Annotated in this window: 10 protein-coding genes and 1 pseudogene; 3 read left to right on the top strand and 8 right to left on the bottom strand. The window is 67.1% G+C overall.

Annotation, left to right across the window (positions count from 1 at the left end):
* Positions 1 to 30 precede the first annotated feature (30 nt).
* The 3 genes from MJ605_RS05475 to MJ605_RS05465 form a co-directional block, all read right to left on the bottom strand.
* On the bottom strand, positions 31 to 798 hold the full coding sequence (locus MJ605_RS05475) for a c-type cytochrome (RefSeq protein WP_243040061.1): 768 nt from the start codon (positions 796 to 798) through the stop codon (positions 31 to 33).
* Positions 799 to 811: 13 nt separating this feature from the next.
* Positions 812 to 1,648, bottom strand: a complete 837-nt coding sequence (locus MJ605_RS05470; protein ID WP_243040060.1) for a transporter substrate-binding domain-containing protein — start codon at positions 1,646 to 1,648, stop codon at positions 812 to 814.
* 68 nt (positions 1,649 to 1,716) lie between these two features.
* Entirely contained in the window at positions 1,717 to 3,516 is a 1,800-nt protein-coding gene (locus MJ605_RS05465) for a methanol/ethanol family PQQ-dependent dehydrogenase (RefSeq protein WP_243040059.1), read from the bottom strand.
* Between the two features lie 587 nt (positions 3,517 to 4,103).
* Between MJ605_RS05465 and MJ605_RS05460 the strand changes: the two genes are divergently transcribed.
* Together MJ605_RS05460 and MJ605_RS05455 are read left to right on the top strand one after the other, a co-directional pair.
* Complete coding sequence (locus MJ605_RS05460; protein WP_243040058.1) at positions 4,104 to 6,206, top strand: TonB-dependent receptor family protein; 2,103 nt, start codon at positions 4,104 to 4,106, stop codon at positions 6,204 to 6,206.
* Between the two features lie 118 nt (positions 6,207 to 6,324).
* A complete protein-coding gene (locus MJ605_RS05455; protein WP_243040057.1) occupies positions 6,325 to 8,007 on the top strand; it encodes an AMP-binding protein in 1,683 nt (560 codons plus the stop codon).
* Between the two features lie 80 nt (positions 8,008 to 8,087).
* Here MJ605_RS05455 and MJ605_RS05450 read toward each other — a convergent pair whose 3' ends face one another.
* Positions 8,088 to 9,776 (bottom strand): putative bifunctional diguanylate cyclase/phosphodiesterase, encoded by a 1,689-nt coding sequence (locus MJ605_RS05450; protein WP_243040056.1) that lies wholly within the window; start codon positions 9,774 to 9,776, stop codon positions 8,088 to 8,090.
* A 265-nt stretch (positions 9,777 to 10,041) separates the two neighbouring features.
* Complete coding sequence (locus MJ605_RS05445; protein WP_243040055.1) at positions 10,042 to 10,419, bottom strand: peptidase C13; 378 nt, start codon at positions 10,417 to 10,419, stop codon at positions 10,042 to 10,044.
* Between the two features lie 213 nt (positions 10,420 to 10,632).
* On the opposite strand from MJ605_RS05445, the gene MJ605_RS05440 reads away from it, so the two are divergent.
* Complete coding sequence (locus MJ605_RS05440) at positions 10,633 to 10,830, top strand: hypothetical protein (protein ID WP_243040054.1); 198 nt, start codon at positions 10,633 to 10,635, stop codon at positions 10,828 to 10,830.
* A 73-nt stretch (positions 10,831 to 10,903) separates the two neighbouring features.
* On the opposite strand, the gene MJ605_RS05435 is transcribed toward MJ605_RS05440, so the two are convergent.
* The 3 genes and pseudogenes from MJ605_RS05435 to MJ605_RS05420 all read right to left on the bottom strand — a co-directional run.
* Positions 10,904 to 11,941 carry a T6SS immunity protein Tli4 family protein gene (locus MJ605_RS05435; RefSeq protein ID WP_243040053.1) on the bottom strand — a complete coding sequence of 346 codons (1,038 nt, stop codon included), beginning with the start codon at positions 11,939 to 11,941 and terminating at the stop codon, positions 10,904 to 10,906.
* Between the two features lie 83 nt (positions 11,942 to 12,024).
* Positions 12,025 to 13,767: an esterase/lipase family protein gene (locus tag MJ605_RS05430; protein ID WP_243040052.1), complete on the bottom strand. Its 1,743-nt coding sequence runs from the start codon at positions 13,765 to 13,767 to the stop codon at positions 12,025 to 12,027.
* Between the two features lie 260 nt (positions 13,768 to 14,027).
* A pseudogene (locus tag MJ605_RS05420) lies at positions 14,028 to 16,282 on the bottom strand (type VI secretion system Vgr family protein); the annotation flags it as partial.
* Positions 16,283 to 16,302: the final 20 nt, after the last annotated feature.

Raw genomic sequence — 16,302 nt, 5'->3', positions numbered from 1 at the left:
GCTCCTGGTCGAAAGAGGGCGTCAATGCTATCAATCCTGACGCGACGGCGGCCGCCCCTGCTGCACCAGGCCGAGCTGGCGCGCCTTGATGTACTCGTAGATCTGGCGCAGGTCCTTTTCCTCGAAGAAGCCGGCCCACGCGGGCATGCCCTTGTCCGGCCGGCCGGCCATCGCGGTGCTGAGGAAGGTATTCCACGTCATGCCCTGGGCCAGCGAGTTGCGCAGGTCCGGCGCGATGTCGCCGCCCACCGCGTCGCCGCCGTGGCAGCGGAAGCAGTAGGAGTTGTAGTTCTCGTAGCCGTGGAACACGTCGTCGGTGACCTTGGGCGGCTTGTCGTCGAGATAGACCTGGAAATCGGCGGTAACCGGCTTGCCTTCGTCGTTCTTGTAGGTGTGCGGGGACCCGGCCGCGGCGGTGGCCGCCGCCGCCGCGCCGCCCTGGCCGGGCCGCTGCGAGAGCACCCAGTCCACGGCGGCCTGCAGGTCCGCGTCGCTCAGTTGCGGATGCGGCGTCATCGGCACATCGCCCCACACGCCGCTGCCGCCCTGCTTGACCTTCTTCACCAGCGTGGCAACCACCTGGGAGCGCTGCGCGCCGTACTTCTTGGCGATGTCCTGGAACGCCGGCCCGACCACCTTGTGGTCGACCGCATGGCAGGAAAGGCAGTCGCTGCCCTTCACCACCGCTTCGCCCTTGCTCATATCGGGTGCGGCCTTGGCGAAGGACAGGGTGACGGCGATACACAGCGACGCCGACACCACGGCACGCCATACGCTTCCCGATAGCAGGTGATGCATCGATCGTTCCTCCCTACAGGTTGGCCATGGGATGGGCGCCGCCGCCCTCGTCGTCGCCGAACAGCTGCACGCCGTGCTGGTGGAGCACGCCGGTGAGCGTGCCCTGCTGCTGCTGGATCACGGCGTTGAGCGCCTTGCGCAGGGCCTCGTCGTCCTTGCGCACGGCCATCGACATCGGGAAGGAGTACATCTCCGGCGAGCCGGTGGCGCGGGTATTGGGCAGGGCCACCGTGGTCAGGTCAGGGTAGTCGCGCAGGAAGGCGCCGATGGCCGGCTGCCAGGTGATCATCACGTCGATGCTGCCGTCCTCCACCGCCTGCAGCATGCTGCGCGGCGACTTGCCCGACGTCTCGCCCACGTCGAAGGCGGTAGCCGCCTGCACCATGCCGCGCAACTGCAGGCCCGCCTCCACCGGCGTATCCGACTCGAAGCCGATCTTCAGCTTGCGCAGCTCGGGCGAGTTCATGTCCTGCAGGTCGTAGTCCTTGGCCTTCTTGAACACGAACACGTAGGAGGAGACGTAGTAGGGATCGGTGGTCAGCTCCTCGCCGTTGCCGTAGGGCATGCTCATCACCACGTCGCACTTGCCGCTGTCGAGGTTGCGCGCGAGGTACTCGGGAAAGCCACCGTGCGCGCGCTGGTCTGCCCAGACGTATTCCAGGCGCGCGCCCATCGCCTTGGCCACGGTCTCGGCCACGGCGTTCTCGAAGCCCTGGCCGGCGCGGTTGGAATAGGGCAGGTAATCGGGATCGGCGCAGACCTTCAGCGTCTTGCCGGCGGCCTGCGCATGGCAGGCGCCCGCGGCGGCCAGCGCCAGGCCCAGCAGCATCAAGGGAAAGCGGGTGCGCATGGATGTCACTCCGGTGGCGTCACAAAAGGGGGCCGGCGGCGCGACAGGGGCGCCGCCGGCGCGGGCGATCAATCGAGGGCGAACACCAGCAGGGTGCCGCCGAGGTTGGTGTAGTCGGCCAGCGAGGCGGTGGCGCCGACCGCGCCCAGGCCCTCGGTGGCCTTGCTCAGGTTCTCGGCCAGGCCGATCGCTGCCCAGCCGCCCACGCCGCTCAGGATCGCGACGTACTGCTTGCCACCGTAGGTGTAGGTGACCGGGTTGCCGATGATTCCCGACGGCGCCTTGAACTGCCACAGCACCTTGCCGGTCTTGCTGTCCACCGCGCGGAACTCGCCGGTCAGCGTGCCGTAGAAGGCCAGGCCGCCGGCGGTGGTGAGCGCGCCGCCCCAATCCTGGAAGCGGTCCTTGATCTCCCACTTGGTCTGCCCGCTGACCGGGTCGAACGCGATGAAGCGGCCGCCGACCTCGCCGTGGTCGGCCGGATACATGTTCACCAGCGCGCCCACGTACGGGAAGCCGGCCTTGTACTTCACGTTGAAGGCCTGGTAGTCCATGCACACGTGGTTGGTGGGCACGTAGAACAGCTTGGTCTCGGGATCGTAGGAAGCCGGCTGCTGGTCCTTGCTACCCTGCGAGGACGGGCAGATGCCCTTCACGTTGACGTTTTCCTTGGTCATCATCGCCTGGTTGAGCACCGGGCGGCCGGTGGCCAGGTCGATGTGGTCGGCCCAGTTCACCACCGCGTCGAACTTCTTCGCCGAGAGCAGCTTGCCGGTGCGCCGGTCGAGCACATAGGCGAAGCCGTTGCGGTCGAAATGCGTCAGCGTCGGCACGGTCTTGCCGTCGATGGTGCTGTCGGTGAGGATGCTTTCGTTGACGCCGTCGTAGTCCCAGCCGTCGTGCGGCGTCATCTGGAACACCCACTTCGCCTTGCCGGTCGCCGGGTCGCGGGCGATGATCGACATCGAGTACTTGTTGTCGCCCGGGCGCTGCGTGGGATTCCAGGTACCAGGATTGCCGGTGCCGTAGTAGAGCAGGTCGAGCTTCGGGTCATAGGTGTACCAGCCCCAGGTGGTGCCGCCGCCGAGCTTCCACTGGTCGCCCTGCCAGGAGGCGAGGCTGGAGTCCTTGCCGACCGGCTTCTGCGTGGCGCCGTCGATGGTCTTGTCCGGATCGAACAGCAGCTGGTCGTCCGGGCCGGTACTGTAGGCGCGCCACACCTGCTTGCCGGTGGCCGCGTCGTTGGCGGTCACGTAGCCGTGCACGCCGTATTCTGCGCCGGAGACGCCGGTGATGACCAGGTTCTTCACCGGCAACGGGGCCATGGTCTGGGTCTGGCCGAGCTTCGGGTCGGCGTTCTGCACCTTCCACTTCACGTTGCCGGTCTTGGCGTCCAGCGCGTACAGGAAGCCGTCGAGCGCGTTGGCGAAGATCACGCCGTTGGCATAGGCCACGCCACGGTTCACCACGTCGCAGCACGCCACCGAAGGCGCGAACTTGTCCTGCTGCGGGGCGAACTTCCACAGGATGCGGCCGGGCTCCTTCAGCGATACGGCATACACGTAGTTGGGAAACGAGCTTTCGAAGTACAGCGTGTCGCCCACGATCAACGGCTGGCCCTCATGCCCGCGCAGCGAGCCGGTGGACATGGTCCAGGCGACGTGGAGATTCTTCACGTTGTCGGCGTTGATCTGGTTGAGCGTGCTGTAGCGCGTGCCGGCGTAGTTGCCCGCGGGGATCACCCACTGGTTGTGATCCTGGGACAGCTTGTCGAGCTGCTCGTTGGCCGATGCGGCCAAGGGCAGCGCCAGGCCAAGCGCCACGATCGCGCCGGCTTGTCGCCAAAGGCATACGGAAAGGCTGGGCATGAGGGTTCTCCCCGGACTCGTGGAAACGACGTCGCGCCGGTGTCCGCATTGCTCCGCGTGTATCGGCACAGGTGATTGCACGAGGCATGTAGCAGCCCACGTGCCAGATTCCTGCGCCGGGGAAAATGGCCGAACAATCATTGGCCTATGCTCGTCATGGGCGTCGCGCGCCGGCGGCGCGGCGGCGCAGTGTCCCCATAACGCCACAGTGCTTGCTGCAGAAGTGGGGCACTCGTCCAACGTGTTTAGACGAAAGTCGCATCGTGCACGCGAAGGAGATCGCGCATGTTCCTCGACGTAAGAGCCTGTCCGACGTCTCCGCATGGCAAAGCACCCCCTCCCAACCTCCCCCTGCCAAGCAGGGGGAGGAGCCAAGAGCGGGCCCGCACTGACTCCCTCCCCTGCATGCAGGGGAGGGCTGGGGAGGGGTGCTCTGTCACGCGGAGACTCCGAACAAGCTCTTGGGAATGAGCGTGGCATCAACGCCGTCTTGCATCCGCACCGCATGCATCGCGATGATGCGTCGCTGCGATGGCCGTCATGGGAGAAGCCCGATGCGCTTGCGTTGCTTACGTGCGGTGGCAGGCATGGCAGGCGCCGCGCTGGCGCCCTGCGTCGCGTTCGCGCAACAGATGGCGCCGGCGGGCACGGCGACGCTTTCCGCCGTGCAGGTCAATGCCAGCCGCATGGACATCCCGCCCATCGACGTGCCCGCCTCGCTCAGCGTGGTGAAGGTGGCGCCGGGCGACGCGGGCGATCCCGGCGTGAACCTGTCGGAGACCCTGGTGGGCGTGCCCGGCATCCTCGCCCGCGACCGGCAGAACTACGCGCAGGACGAGCAGATCTCCATCCGCGGCTTCGGCTCGCGCAGCACCTTCGGCGTGCGCAGCATCCGCCTGTACCTGGACGGCATACCGGCCACGCTGCCGGACGGGCAGGGCCAGGTCTCGCACTTCGACTTCGACGTGGCTGATCGCGTGGAGGTGCTGCGCGGCCCGTTCTCCGTGCTGTACGGCAATGCCGCCGGCGGCGTGGTGCAGCTGTGGAGCGCGCCGGGCACGCCCACGCCGCAGACCACGGTAGGCATGTACGGCGGCAGCAACGACAGCTTCCGCTACCTGGTCGATACGCGCGGCACCGCCGGCAGCATGGACTACAACATCGCCGCCTCGCAGTTCCTCTCCGACGGCTACCGCGAGCACAGCCGGGTGAACCGCCAGACGGCGCATGCCCGGTTGGGCTTCGACCTCGGGCACGGCCAGACGCTGACCCTGGTGGTGAACCATTTCAACCAGCCAGTGGCGCAGGACCCGATGGGCCTGACCAAGGCGCAGGTGCAGGCCGATCCGCGCCAGGCCGCGCCGGTGGCGTTGCAGTACGACACGCGCAAAAGCACGCGGCAGGACCAGCTCGGCCTGGTCTACGAGCGCCCATCCGGCGACAGCGGCCAATGGCGCGCGATGGTCTACTACGGCCAGCGCGAGATCACCCAGTACCAGTCGATCCCCGTCGCCACCCAGGCCAACCCGCAGCAGCCCGGCGGCGTGGTGGAACCCAACACGCACTACGGCGGCGCCGACCTGCGCTGGACGCATCGCGGCGAGCTGTTCAGCGGCGACTACGAGTTCGTGGTCGGCGCTGGCGGCGACTACCAGCGCCAGCATCGCCTGGGCTACGAGAACTTCGTCGGCGACACGCTAGGCGTGAAGGGTGCATTGCGCCGCGACGAGGACGACAACGTCAACAACATGGACGCCTACGCGCAGTGGTACTGGCACTTCGCGCCCGCCTGGGCGCTGATGCTGGGCCTGCGCCACGACGACGTGCGCTTCAGCGAGCACGACTACTACATTACCCCGCTCAATCCCGACAACAGCGGCGACGTGAACTACTCGGCGACCACGCCGGTCGCCGCCCTGCAATGGCGCCTTGCCGACGCGCTGCGCCTGTACGCCAGCTACGGCAAGGGCTTCGAGACGCCCAGCTACAACGAGCTGGGCTACCGCAGCGACGGCGGCCCCGGCCTCGCCTTCAACCTGCGGCCGGCGCGCAGCCAGAACTACGAAGTGGGCGCGAAGTGGCAGCCGGCGCAGGCGCTGTCGTTCAATGCCGCGCTGTTCCGCGCCAACACCCGCGACGAGCTGGCCGTCGCCGCCAGCCTCAACGGGCGCACCACCTACCTCAACGTGCCCGACGTGCGGCGGCAGGGCATCGAGCTGTCCTTCGATGGCGAGCTCGCGCCATCCTGGCACCTGATCGCCGGCTATACCCACCTGCTGGCGACCTTCCGCAGCGCCTACCTCACCTGCCTCACCACGCCGTGCGCCGCGCCCAATACGCTGATACGCGCCGGCACGCGCATGCCGGGCGTGCCGCGCAACTACGGCTCGCTGCGGCTGCAGCACGGCGGCGAGCTGGGCTGGCGCGAGGGCCTGACCCTGAGCGGCGCGGGCGACACCACCGCCAACGACATCGGCACCGCCGTCGCCGCGGGCTACCTGGTGGCCGACGCGGACGTCAGCTACACCTTCGCGCTCGGCGAGGGCACGCGCCTGCAACTGAGCGCGCGCGCGGACAACCTGGCCGACCACCGCTACATCGGCTCGGTGATCGTCAACGACAGCAACGGCCGCTACTACGAGCCCGCGCCGGGCCGTACCTGGATGTTCGGGGCGCGGTTGAGTTTCTGAAGCCGTTGAATCTTCCCCAATCCTCTCCCGTCGGCAAGGGAGGGAGTACATGCAGGCATGCTGTTGGCTGCCTGGCCCAATGCTATCCTCGGTCGCCCTTTCCTGAAGAGATGAACCGATGCGTGCGGTGAGCTACGTGCAAGGTGTCAGTCGACAGCCGTTGCTGGGCGACACCGTCGGCTCGCTGCTCGACCGCATCGCCGCGGCCCATCCGGAGCGGCCGGCGCTGGTGGTGCGCGCGCAGCAAGTGCGCCTGGACTATCGCCAGTTCCACGCCGAGGTGGAGCGCGTGGCGGCCGGCCTGCTGGCGCTGGGCCTGCAGCGGGGCGACCGCATCGGCATCTGGGCGCCCAACCGCGCCGAATGGGTGCTGCTGCAGTTCGCCGCGCCCAAGGCCGGGCTGATCCTGGTGAACATCAACCCGGCCTATCGCGTGCACGAGCTGGAATACGCGCTCACCAAGGTCGAATGCCGCGCGCTAGTGCTGCCGCGGCGCTTCAAGGCCTCGCACTACCTGGACATCCTGGGCGAGCTGGCACCGGAGCTGGCCGGTTGCGCGCCCGGCCAGCTCCGGAGCGAGCGGCTGCCATCGCTGCGCGAGGTGATCCTGCTCGATGACGACGTGGCGCCGGGCACGCGGCCGTGGCGGGAACTGGCGGGCCTGGCCGACGATGCGTCGCTGGCGCGCCTGCATGCGCTGCAGCGCGAGCTGGGTTTCGACGACCCGGTGAACATCCAGTTCACCTCCGGCACCACCGGCGCCCCGAAGGGGGCCACGCTCACCCACCACAACATCGTCAACAACGGCTATTTCATCGGCGAGGCGATGCGCCTCACCGAGCAGGACCGCTTGTGCATCCCGGTGCCGTTCTACCACTGCTTCGGCATGGTGCTGGGCAACCTCGCCTGCGTCACCCACGGCGCGTGCATGGTGATCCCGGGCGAGGGCTTCGACCCGGTCGCCACGCTGGAGGCGGTGCAGGAGGAACGCTGCACCGGCCTGCACGGCGTGCCCACCATGTTCATCGCCGAGCTGGAGCATCCGGAGTTCTCCCGCTTCGACCTGAGTTCGCTGCGCACCGGCATCATGGCCGGCTCGCCCTGCCCGATCGAGGTGATGCGGCGCGTGGTGAACGAGATGCACATGGGCGAGGTGACCATCGCCTACGGCATGACCGAGACCAGCCCGGTGAGCTTCCAGTCCACCATCGACGATCCGCTGGAGCGGCGCGTGGACAGCGTAGGCCGCATCCACCCGCACGTGGAGGTGAAACTGGTGGACGAGCGCGGCCGTATCGTGCCGCGCGGTCTGCCTGGCGAGCTGTGCACGCGCGGCTATTCGGTGATGCTCGGCTACTGGCAGGACGAGGCGCGCACGCGCGAGGCCATCGACGAGGCACGCTGGATGCACACCGGCGACCTGGCGGTGATCGACGAGGCCGGTTACTGCACCATCGTCGGCCGCCTCAAGGACATGATCATCCGCGGTGGCGAGAACGTGTACCCGCGCGAGGTCGAGGAATTCCTCTACACCCATCCCAAGGTGCAGGACGTGCAGGTGTTCGGCGTGCCCGACGCGAAGTTCGGCGAGCAGGTATGCGCCTGGGTGCGCCTGCGCGAGGGCTGCGAGGCCAGCGAGGCGGAGATCCAGGACTACTGCCGCCACCATCTCGCCTACTTCAAGGTGCCGCACTACGTGCGTTTTGTCGATGCGTTCCCGATGACGGTGACCGGCAAGGTGCAGAAGTACCTGATGCGCGAGACGATGGCCGGGGAACTGGCGGCCCGGCTACCCTTGTAGGAGCGCACCCAGTGCGCGACCTTCGGACCCCGGCCCCTCGCCGGTCGCGCACTGGGTGCGCTCCTGCAACAAAGCGGGTGTCAGGCCGGGCGGCGCGCCAGCATGCCGCGATGCGCGGCAAGCCACTCCACCACCTCAGCCGATGGCAGCGGATGGGCGATATGGAAGCCCTGTGCCTCGTCGCAAGCCATGCCGAGCACGCTGTCGTACAGGTCGGGATTCTCCACGCCTTCCACCACCACCCGGAAACCCATGCTGTGCGCCAGCTCGGCCACCGAGCGCACGATGGCCTCGTCGTGCCGGCTGGTGCCCATGCCGCGCACGAACGACTGGTCGATCTTCAGGCTGGTGGCCGGCATCTGGCGCAGCGCGGCGAGGTTGCTGTAGCCGGTGCCGAAATCGTCGATGGCGATGCCCGCGCCCAGCTGCCGGATCGCGGCGAGGTGGCGGCGCGTGGTGGCGGAATGCTCCATCAGCGTGCTTTCGGTGAACTCCAGCTCCAGCATGTCCAGGCCGACCTTGTGTTGCTCGGCCACCTGGCGCAGGCGGCCCACCAGGTCGGCGCCGAGGTCGGTGCTGGAGACATTGAACGACAGCCGGATGTCATGGCCCTGGCGCCGCCAGGCGGCCAGCTGCGCCACGCCGTGTTCCAGTACCCATTGGGTGAGCGAGCGCATCAGCCCGGCACGCTCGGCCAGCCCCACGAACTTGCTGGGCGGGATCAGCCCGAGGGTGGGATGCTGCCAGCGCGCCAGCGCCTCCACCGCCACGCAACGGCCGCTGTCCAGGTCCACGCGCGGCTGGTAATGCAGGTCCAGCTCGGTGCGGTCGGTGAGCGCGGCGGCCAGCTCGGTTACCAGGAAGAATTCCTGCCGCTGCTGCTCGTCCTGCTGGCGGTCGTAGACCGCCCAGCCGCGCACGCTGTGCTGGGCCGCGTGGGAGGCGTTCATCACCAGCCGCAGCGGGTCGCCGCCGCGCAGTTCGCGTTCGTTGATCTTCAGCAGGCCCACGCCGGGCTGGATGGTCAGCGGGATGCCCAGGCAATCGAACGGCTGACGCAGGCGCGCGACCAGGTCGTCCAGACGGCTGCTGTCCTCGATCACGTGCCGGTCCGGCAGCACCGCGGCGAAACGCGTGGCGCCGACCTGGTAAAGGCGCGTGTCCGCCGGTATCCATGCCATCGTGCGGCTGGCCACGGCGCGCATCAGCTCGTCGGCGTAGGCGTGTCCCATCGCGCGGATGAAGGCGTTGAAGCGCTGCACCGGCGCCACGTCGATGGCAATCACCCAGGCGTGCGGCGCGCCATCCTGCAGGTGCTTGCGCAGGTCGTCGAAGAACGCATAGCGGTGCGGCAACTGCGTGATCGGATCGGTGCGGCCCAGGTAGCTGCGCAGCACTACGCCGGCACCGACCAGCGAAGCGGCATCGCGCAGCGAGGTGCGCTCGCTCTCGTTGAGTGCGGTGCGCGGCGCCAGATCCATCACGCACAGGGCGCCGATCTGCTGCCCAGTCAGCGTGCACACCGGCTCGCTGGCGAAGAAGCGGATCGGTCCCGGCGCAGAGGCTAGGCCCAGCGCGGCATCGCGGAAGCGTTCGTCCTTGAGGGTATCCAGCACCACGTGCGGGGTCAGGCTGCGCGCCGCCTCCAGGTAGAGCGGATGCAGCGTGCGCGGATCGTGGGCGGGCAGTTCGTTGCCGTCGGCGAACCAGTAGGCGGTGCCGCCGTGGAGCACCAGCGACACCAGCGGCACGCCGAGCGAGCGGGTCACTAGCCGTACCACCGCATCGAAGCCGGGTACCGCGAATCCTTCCGCGGAGGCAGCCTGCGTCGGGGATGGGGCGGCGGCGGAAGCAGCTTCCTGGTGCCCGGCCGCGTGCCGCCCCGGGATGGTTCCCGCGGTCGTGCGCATCGCTAGTACCCCCTCGGGACTGCTATCCCGTTCCTGCGGCGAGGCTAACGCAGCCGTATGGTGCGTCGCAATGCCACCAAAAGGTGGATCGGGTAGCACGGATGGCCGGATGACGGTCGCGCGGCTACTGCTTGATGCTGAAATCGATCTCGATCGGGTAGGGCGCGGGCCTGGCGGGCGGCACGGGCAGCACCCAGCCGACGAACTGGCCCGCCATGCACTGGGCCACCGGCGTCCGAGGCTGCACCTCGATGCGCGCCAGGTGGCCATCGGCCTGCACGTCGGCCACCAGGGTGAAGGGCGACTTGTCCGCCGGCGCGTTGCTGGCCAGGCAGGCCTTGTAGGCGTCGGTGGTCGGGTTACCGATGCGGTCCCACAACTGCTTCTGGTAGGCCGGACCGGTCGCCGCGCCCTCGGCGAGCTTGGCCTGCGTGACGCGCGCGTGAAAATCGTCGCCCGCGGCGGGGCTTGGCTGCAGGGCGAGGGCGAGCAGGAGAAGCATGGTGGTTCCGGTGGTTCGGCCTTGCCCATAGGGTAGCGCGTGCAGGGAGCGAGGAATGGGAGCGTAAGTCCCCGCGTTGTCGTGGCGTGAAAGCTGGCCTCAGGTAGACGGTTTTCGCACCCCCATCCCCCATCCCCCATCCCCACTCTAAGAGCCTGTTCACGATCTCCCCGTAGCCCGCGTTGAGCCGGTGTGCTCGCCAGGAAGTCGCGCGTGGCGAAGCGCCTGACTGGCGGTTCCGCCTTTGGCGGCAAATCAATCAGAAACCGCCCAAAGCAATGGGTGATCCATCCGGTCTTATCCATGGGAACACTCCTCAAGGGTGCTGCCACGGATGTCATCATCAGAAGGCCCACGCACATCCCGGCCCATAGCACTCGCCAGCTACGTCGCATCCTCAATACGCCTTGACCAGTCGCCATGTCACGGCCTTGCCATCGACTTCGGGAAACGGCTCACCGTGCGCGAAACGCTGCACGCCAAGCTACGGCGCCTCGTTGCAGGTCCATTCGCCCGGCCACGGGCACGGCGTGCCCGAGCGCGCTCCGGACGAGGCGATGCCTGAGGCATCCGGACCTGACGGTGCGACGCTGCTCATGGTCGGCGTACCCACCGCGCCCGGACGCAGCCGGATGGAATCGATGATCGTGTCCCACAGGTCCAGCGCTTCCTTGTCCGACCGGAATGCGGGCGGCGGCGGGTTGCCTTTGCTGTCGGGGTCTCGCTCAAGCACGCCCAAGCCAACGGCCATATGGGGTTCGCTGAGCGAGTCGTCCTTACCCTTCACATCCCACGCGAACGAATAGCCTCGCTGCCCTTTGTCGCTCCCCGCAGCCAGATACTCTTCCGCCGGCAGTGGGCCAACATCATGCCGCCCTTTGCGCAACACGTTGATGCCAGCGACTGCCGTCAGCACGTTCTTCGTAAAGCCCCCCATTCGCTCTAGCAGCGTTTTTTCCGCCGCGCCGGTACTGCTGCGAAAATCAAGCATTGCTCCCGGATGATCGGGAAACGTCACACCAACCGAAAAGCTCTCGCGTTGTCTCTCGCTTCCGGCAATCAGGCCATGGTCGATGCAGAAGCCGGGTTCACTGGGGATTTCGTTAGGTTCGCGCGAGCGGATGTTGCGGGCGAGCGACCGGGCAATCTCGATGCCGCGCTGTTCACGGTCCGTCGTCATCTCAGCTGGCCAGTGGAATACCTGTGGGTTCGTCTTTGTGATGACAAAGGTATCCAGAATCTGCATACCCCTGCTCGCCTCGCTATACCAGGAAAGCAATCCAGTGGAACCACCGCCGAGATCAACCCGACGGATAAACATGTTTCCACCCTTATCATGCACCTGTGCTTTTAGTTTTCCTTCCAGCGTATCCAGATGGGCGGGAAGCGACGATGGCGTCGTGTCGGTCAAACGATCGATCGAGTCGTGCCAAAAAACATAGCTTGTCTTGATATTGGCTGTTGGCGGCAAATCAATCAGAAACCGTCCAAAGCAATGAGTGATCCATCCGGTCTTATCCATGGGACTATTCCTCAAACGCGTGGAATCCGCCGCGCATCCAGCGAGCAGCAGTAGGCCTATCACCAGGCAGGACAGGCGGCAGTTCATGAGGCGCAACCGTCATCGGGGTGCCAGTCGGCGGCCTGCGCAATCTTGATCACGCTGTAGAGCGTCGCCCACTGCACTCGCTCGTCGTTATAGCTGCCAGCGTGCTCATAGCCCTTCTTTGTATTGTGCGCCCCCTTGCTCTTGCTGCCATGGCGAAAGCTGGCCTGGACACCCTTGCTCTTGCCTGCCTTGGCGGGCGACTGCGCCGAGTCGGTCGGCACTGTACCGTCGCCACCGCTGCCGTCGGACATGGGAAACAACCCGGCGTGCCTCAGTGCGTCATCGTTCATCGACTTGGCCGTCACCTCGGGCAGGCCGTGCCCAAACCACCCGTTGTAGCTGCCATTGCCGTTGTCCCGTGGGTCATGACCGGGTTCCTCCAACGAGGCGGGATCGCCTTCCCACACCATGTCGCGCCAGCTTGGCCGACTGTCCTCGGCGCCGTAATGGACATAGGTCCGGGCGTGGTAACTGTCGGCGGGCAAATGGCGATGAAACTTGGCTACGTTATCCACCAGCGTGTTGAAGACGCCCCTTGGGTTTTGCATATCACTTCTTTTCTTCGATTCCTCGGACATATCCAGATACTTCGTATTCTGCTCAGGCACCAATCCGTACCAGTCGGGATTCTTGTAGATCTCCTCATACGGGTCGCCCCCGGACGGATAGGCGCGCGGCCGGCCATTGGCATCCCTCAACAGGCGGCCCGCCCCATCTCGCACGAACAGCCACGGCTGGCCGCCGCGATGTTCCGCGCTCGGGCACAGTTCCAGCGCGCCCGGCGAGCGTGCCACCACCGCCGTCACTTCGCCGGCATTGGCACCGAGGACGACCTGCTCGACGCCCTCGTAACCGCAACGCATATGGTGGTAGATGGCCGGCGCGCCGCTGACCGGCTGCACGCCGTGCACCACGCCCAGCACCCGCGCATAGCCATGGATCTGGGTGAGCGCGCGCGCCATCAGCCCGCCCATGGAATGGGTGACAAGAATGACCTTCATCTTGCTGGCCGTTTCCGCCGTCACTTCCCCTTTCTTCTGGTAGAAGGGTATGACGGTGTTCTCGATATAGTCGGCGACGGCCAGGGCCGACTTGCGGTTGGATTGCAGCCAGTTGTAACCGGCACACCACACGTCGAACTGATAGCGCGCGGCCTGGAACAACTCCGGCTCGCCCAGCGGCGGCATACCGCCCAATTCCTCGCCGTAGTCGGCGGGATCGTGTGCGCCGTCGCCCTGCCACCAGTCGCACACCTTGCCCTGGCTGACGATGCGGTCGAGGTGCTGCTCCAGGACCGCCATGGCGCGGTGATAGAACGTGCGGCTCACCTTGCCCCAGCCGCGCAAGCGCACCGCTTCCTCATTCAGGCCCGACTCACCGACCGCGACCGGACCGCGGTCGTCCACCTCCGTCTTTTCAGGGTCAAGCAACTCCTGCCGGTCCTTGGCATCGCGTCGCCACCAGGTGAGCATGGTCCCCAGAGCACCGAAAATATCGCCAAAGCTCAGCGCGACGTTCGGTGGCCGCCACACCACCTCGTCGGAACCCTTCTTCTTGAGGTTCGTGCCCATGATGCCGGGCACGAAGATCACCGGAATAGGCGCGGGCTTTTTGGCCAACAGCACCTTGCTGCACGTGTCCTCGGTGGGTGTGAGGTGATCCTGATAAACGGGCCGGCCCTCCGCATCACGCGTGCGCGGCACCAGCACTTCATTGTTGTTCGTCGCGGCTTGGTTCATACGGTCGGCTCAGTATCATTGGAAGGCGCAGCCGCACCGACGATCCGCAGGACCATGCGTTCCATCAGCAGGCTCTTCTGGATCGGCAGGCGGCCTTCGGCATCGGTGGTCAACCTCAGTGAGGTGCCATCCTGACGACACAGCTCGACCAGGGTGTTGGCCAACGGCTTGAGCGTGGCTTCGTCACGGACCACATAGACCTGGTCGAACGGCGTGGCATCCCACTGGTTGAATGCGGCGGAGGCACTGCTGGGCCCGATGAACGCGTGGCTGGATGCCTTGACGGTGAACGTGCCCGGCATGCCCAGTTCGATGTTGCCGCCTTCCATCCGCAAGTACGCACCGCCGCACATCAGGGTGAGCCGCTTTTGCGCGGCCGCCAGTACGTGGCTCTGGCTCGACGTGATCTCCACGCTTTGTTGGGCCTGCAACTGCATCTTGTTGTGCTGGGCCTGTACCAGCACTGGCCCCTGATGCGCGATGGCCCGCAATTCACCGCCCTGCGTGAACAGCCCCAGGCTGTCCGCTGCGTTGAGTACCGTGCGCCCGCCCGAGGTGAGCTGCATGTGGTCCTGCGCCACCGCATTGAGTTGCTGCCCCGCGACCAGCGCGATACTGCGCGGCGTCGCCACCGCGATCCCCGCCGGCGCGCTCACCGCCACCACCGGCTCGCCACCGCCCGTGCCGTTCGGCTCGTCGTTCGCGCCGTGTCCCAGGTCGCACACCGACTCGCTGAGTTGCTGCTGCGCCTGGGCGTCATGGGCGATACCTTCGTGCTGGCCTGCGTAGTCGCCCAGGCTCTTCGCCAGCTTGAGCGCCGCCTCCAGCTGGCTGACGATCTGCGCGCGGTCCAGCTGACCGCCGTTCGCCTGTGGCTGCGCCTCGGTCGTCACCAGCAGCCCCTTCGCCGCGCGTACCGCCCCGCGCTCGTCCGTGCGCAGTTCGAAGCCTTCGCCGCGTGGCTGGCCACCCTCCGGGCGCGGATGCGTCAGATACCCCAGGTGCAGCGCGCTCGACCCGTGGTCGTTCATCAGCGCCGCGCTGATCTCCTGTGCGGTGTCGTCGAAGCGCAGCTCGCTCGCCCGCCACGCGCCGAACTCCTTGCTCTTCACCGTCGCCAGCGTCTGGTGCTTCGGCAGTTCGTATGGCGGCAGGTTGGTTTCCCGGTAGGTACGGCCCCCGATCACCGGCTGGTCCGGGTCGCCATCCAGGTACGTCACGATCACTTCCTGGCCGATGCGCGGGATTGCCATATGCCCCCACGTCGCCCCCGCCCAGCCCTGCGCGACGCGTATCCAGCACGAGCTGCGTTCGTCATTACCGCCACGCCGGTCCCACGGAAACTGCACCGGCCCCATTCGTCGGTAAGCAGTTCCTCGCCGGCCGGGCCGACCACGGTGGCGATCTGCGGGCCGTCCAGCCGCGGTTTGGGCAGCGGCTCGGCGCGCCACTCGGTATCGTCCGGCACCAGCTCGGCCGTGTAGCTGTAGTGCGTGCCCTGCGTGGCCTGCGCGCCGTCCTCCTGCTGGCTGGTGTGCTGCACGCCGTGGTGGCGCATGCTTACCGCGCGCCAGCCCCGGTTCCACTCCGCGCGTGGATGGCCGTCCAGATCGAACGACAGGCCCGGTGCCAGCCGTGCATCGTCGCCCTCGACCTGCGCCACCTGCGCATCGCGCCGGTGCCCGCGCAGCCGGTTCTGCGTGAACGGCTTGCCCGCCGCGTCGCGCTTGTAGCGGCCGGGGTAGTCGTAGCGTTCGTAGTGGTCGCCCTGGTGGTCGAGCGAGGGCGCCTGCGGGGTGTGTTCCTGCGGGTAGCGCGGGTGGGTGAAGGTGTAGTCGCGCTGGGTCTGCCGTGCCGTGCGGACATGCTCGGCGTAGTGCAGCCGCCGCAGCGCCGGCTGCGGCTGGTCGCCGCCCGGCGCCGGGTTATAGGTCACCGGGCCGCCAGCCACACGCCCGAAGGCGCTCAGGTGGTCGGTCAGCATCAGCGTGTGCCGGTCGGCTTCGTGGCGGAAGGCGTACACGAAGCCTTCTTCGCGTGCCAGGCGCTCGATGAAATACGCGTGGGTGTCGCCGGCCTGCACGCAGTATTCGCGCGGCAGGTGGTCTGCCGTGATGGTGGTCGATACGTGCACGACCTGCTGCCCGTCGAGCACATCGGCGAGGATCTCCGGCACGCTCTGCTGCTGGAAGATGCGCCAGTCCGAGCCCAGCGCCAGGCGCGCCAGCGTCGGCTCCACCACGGCGCGGTAGCGCGTGCGTCGGAAACCCGTGTCGCCCTGCTCAAACGAGGAGACCTGGCCGTGCACGTGGCGCACGGCCACGCCCCCCTGCCAGATCGTCAGCACCGCGGGCTGGTCGAGCACGCGGCCGAAGTCGATCGCCGCATCAGCGCTGGCCAGCGCCACGTCTAGCGTGTACGACGCGCACAGCCCTTCGTCCAGGTCGAACTCCACTACCTCGAAGTCCAGCCCGTTCACCGCGAAGCTGAATCGAAGATCCGATTGATGTCGCATCACGCACTCCTTGCCGATTC

It is taken from the genome of Dyella sedimenti (assembly GCF_022760995.1).
Taxonomy (GTDB): Bacteria; Pseudomonadota; Gammaproteobacteria; order Xanthomonadales; family Rhodanobacteraceae; genus Dyella; species Dyella sedimenti.
This window is presented reverse-complemented; position numbering and strand designations above follow the sequence as displayed.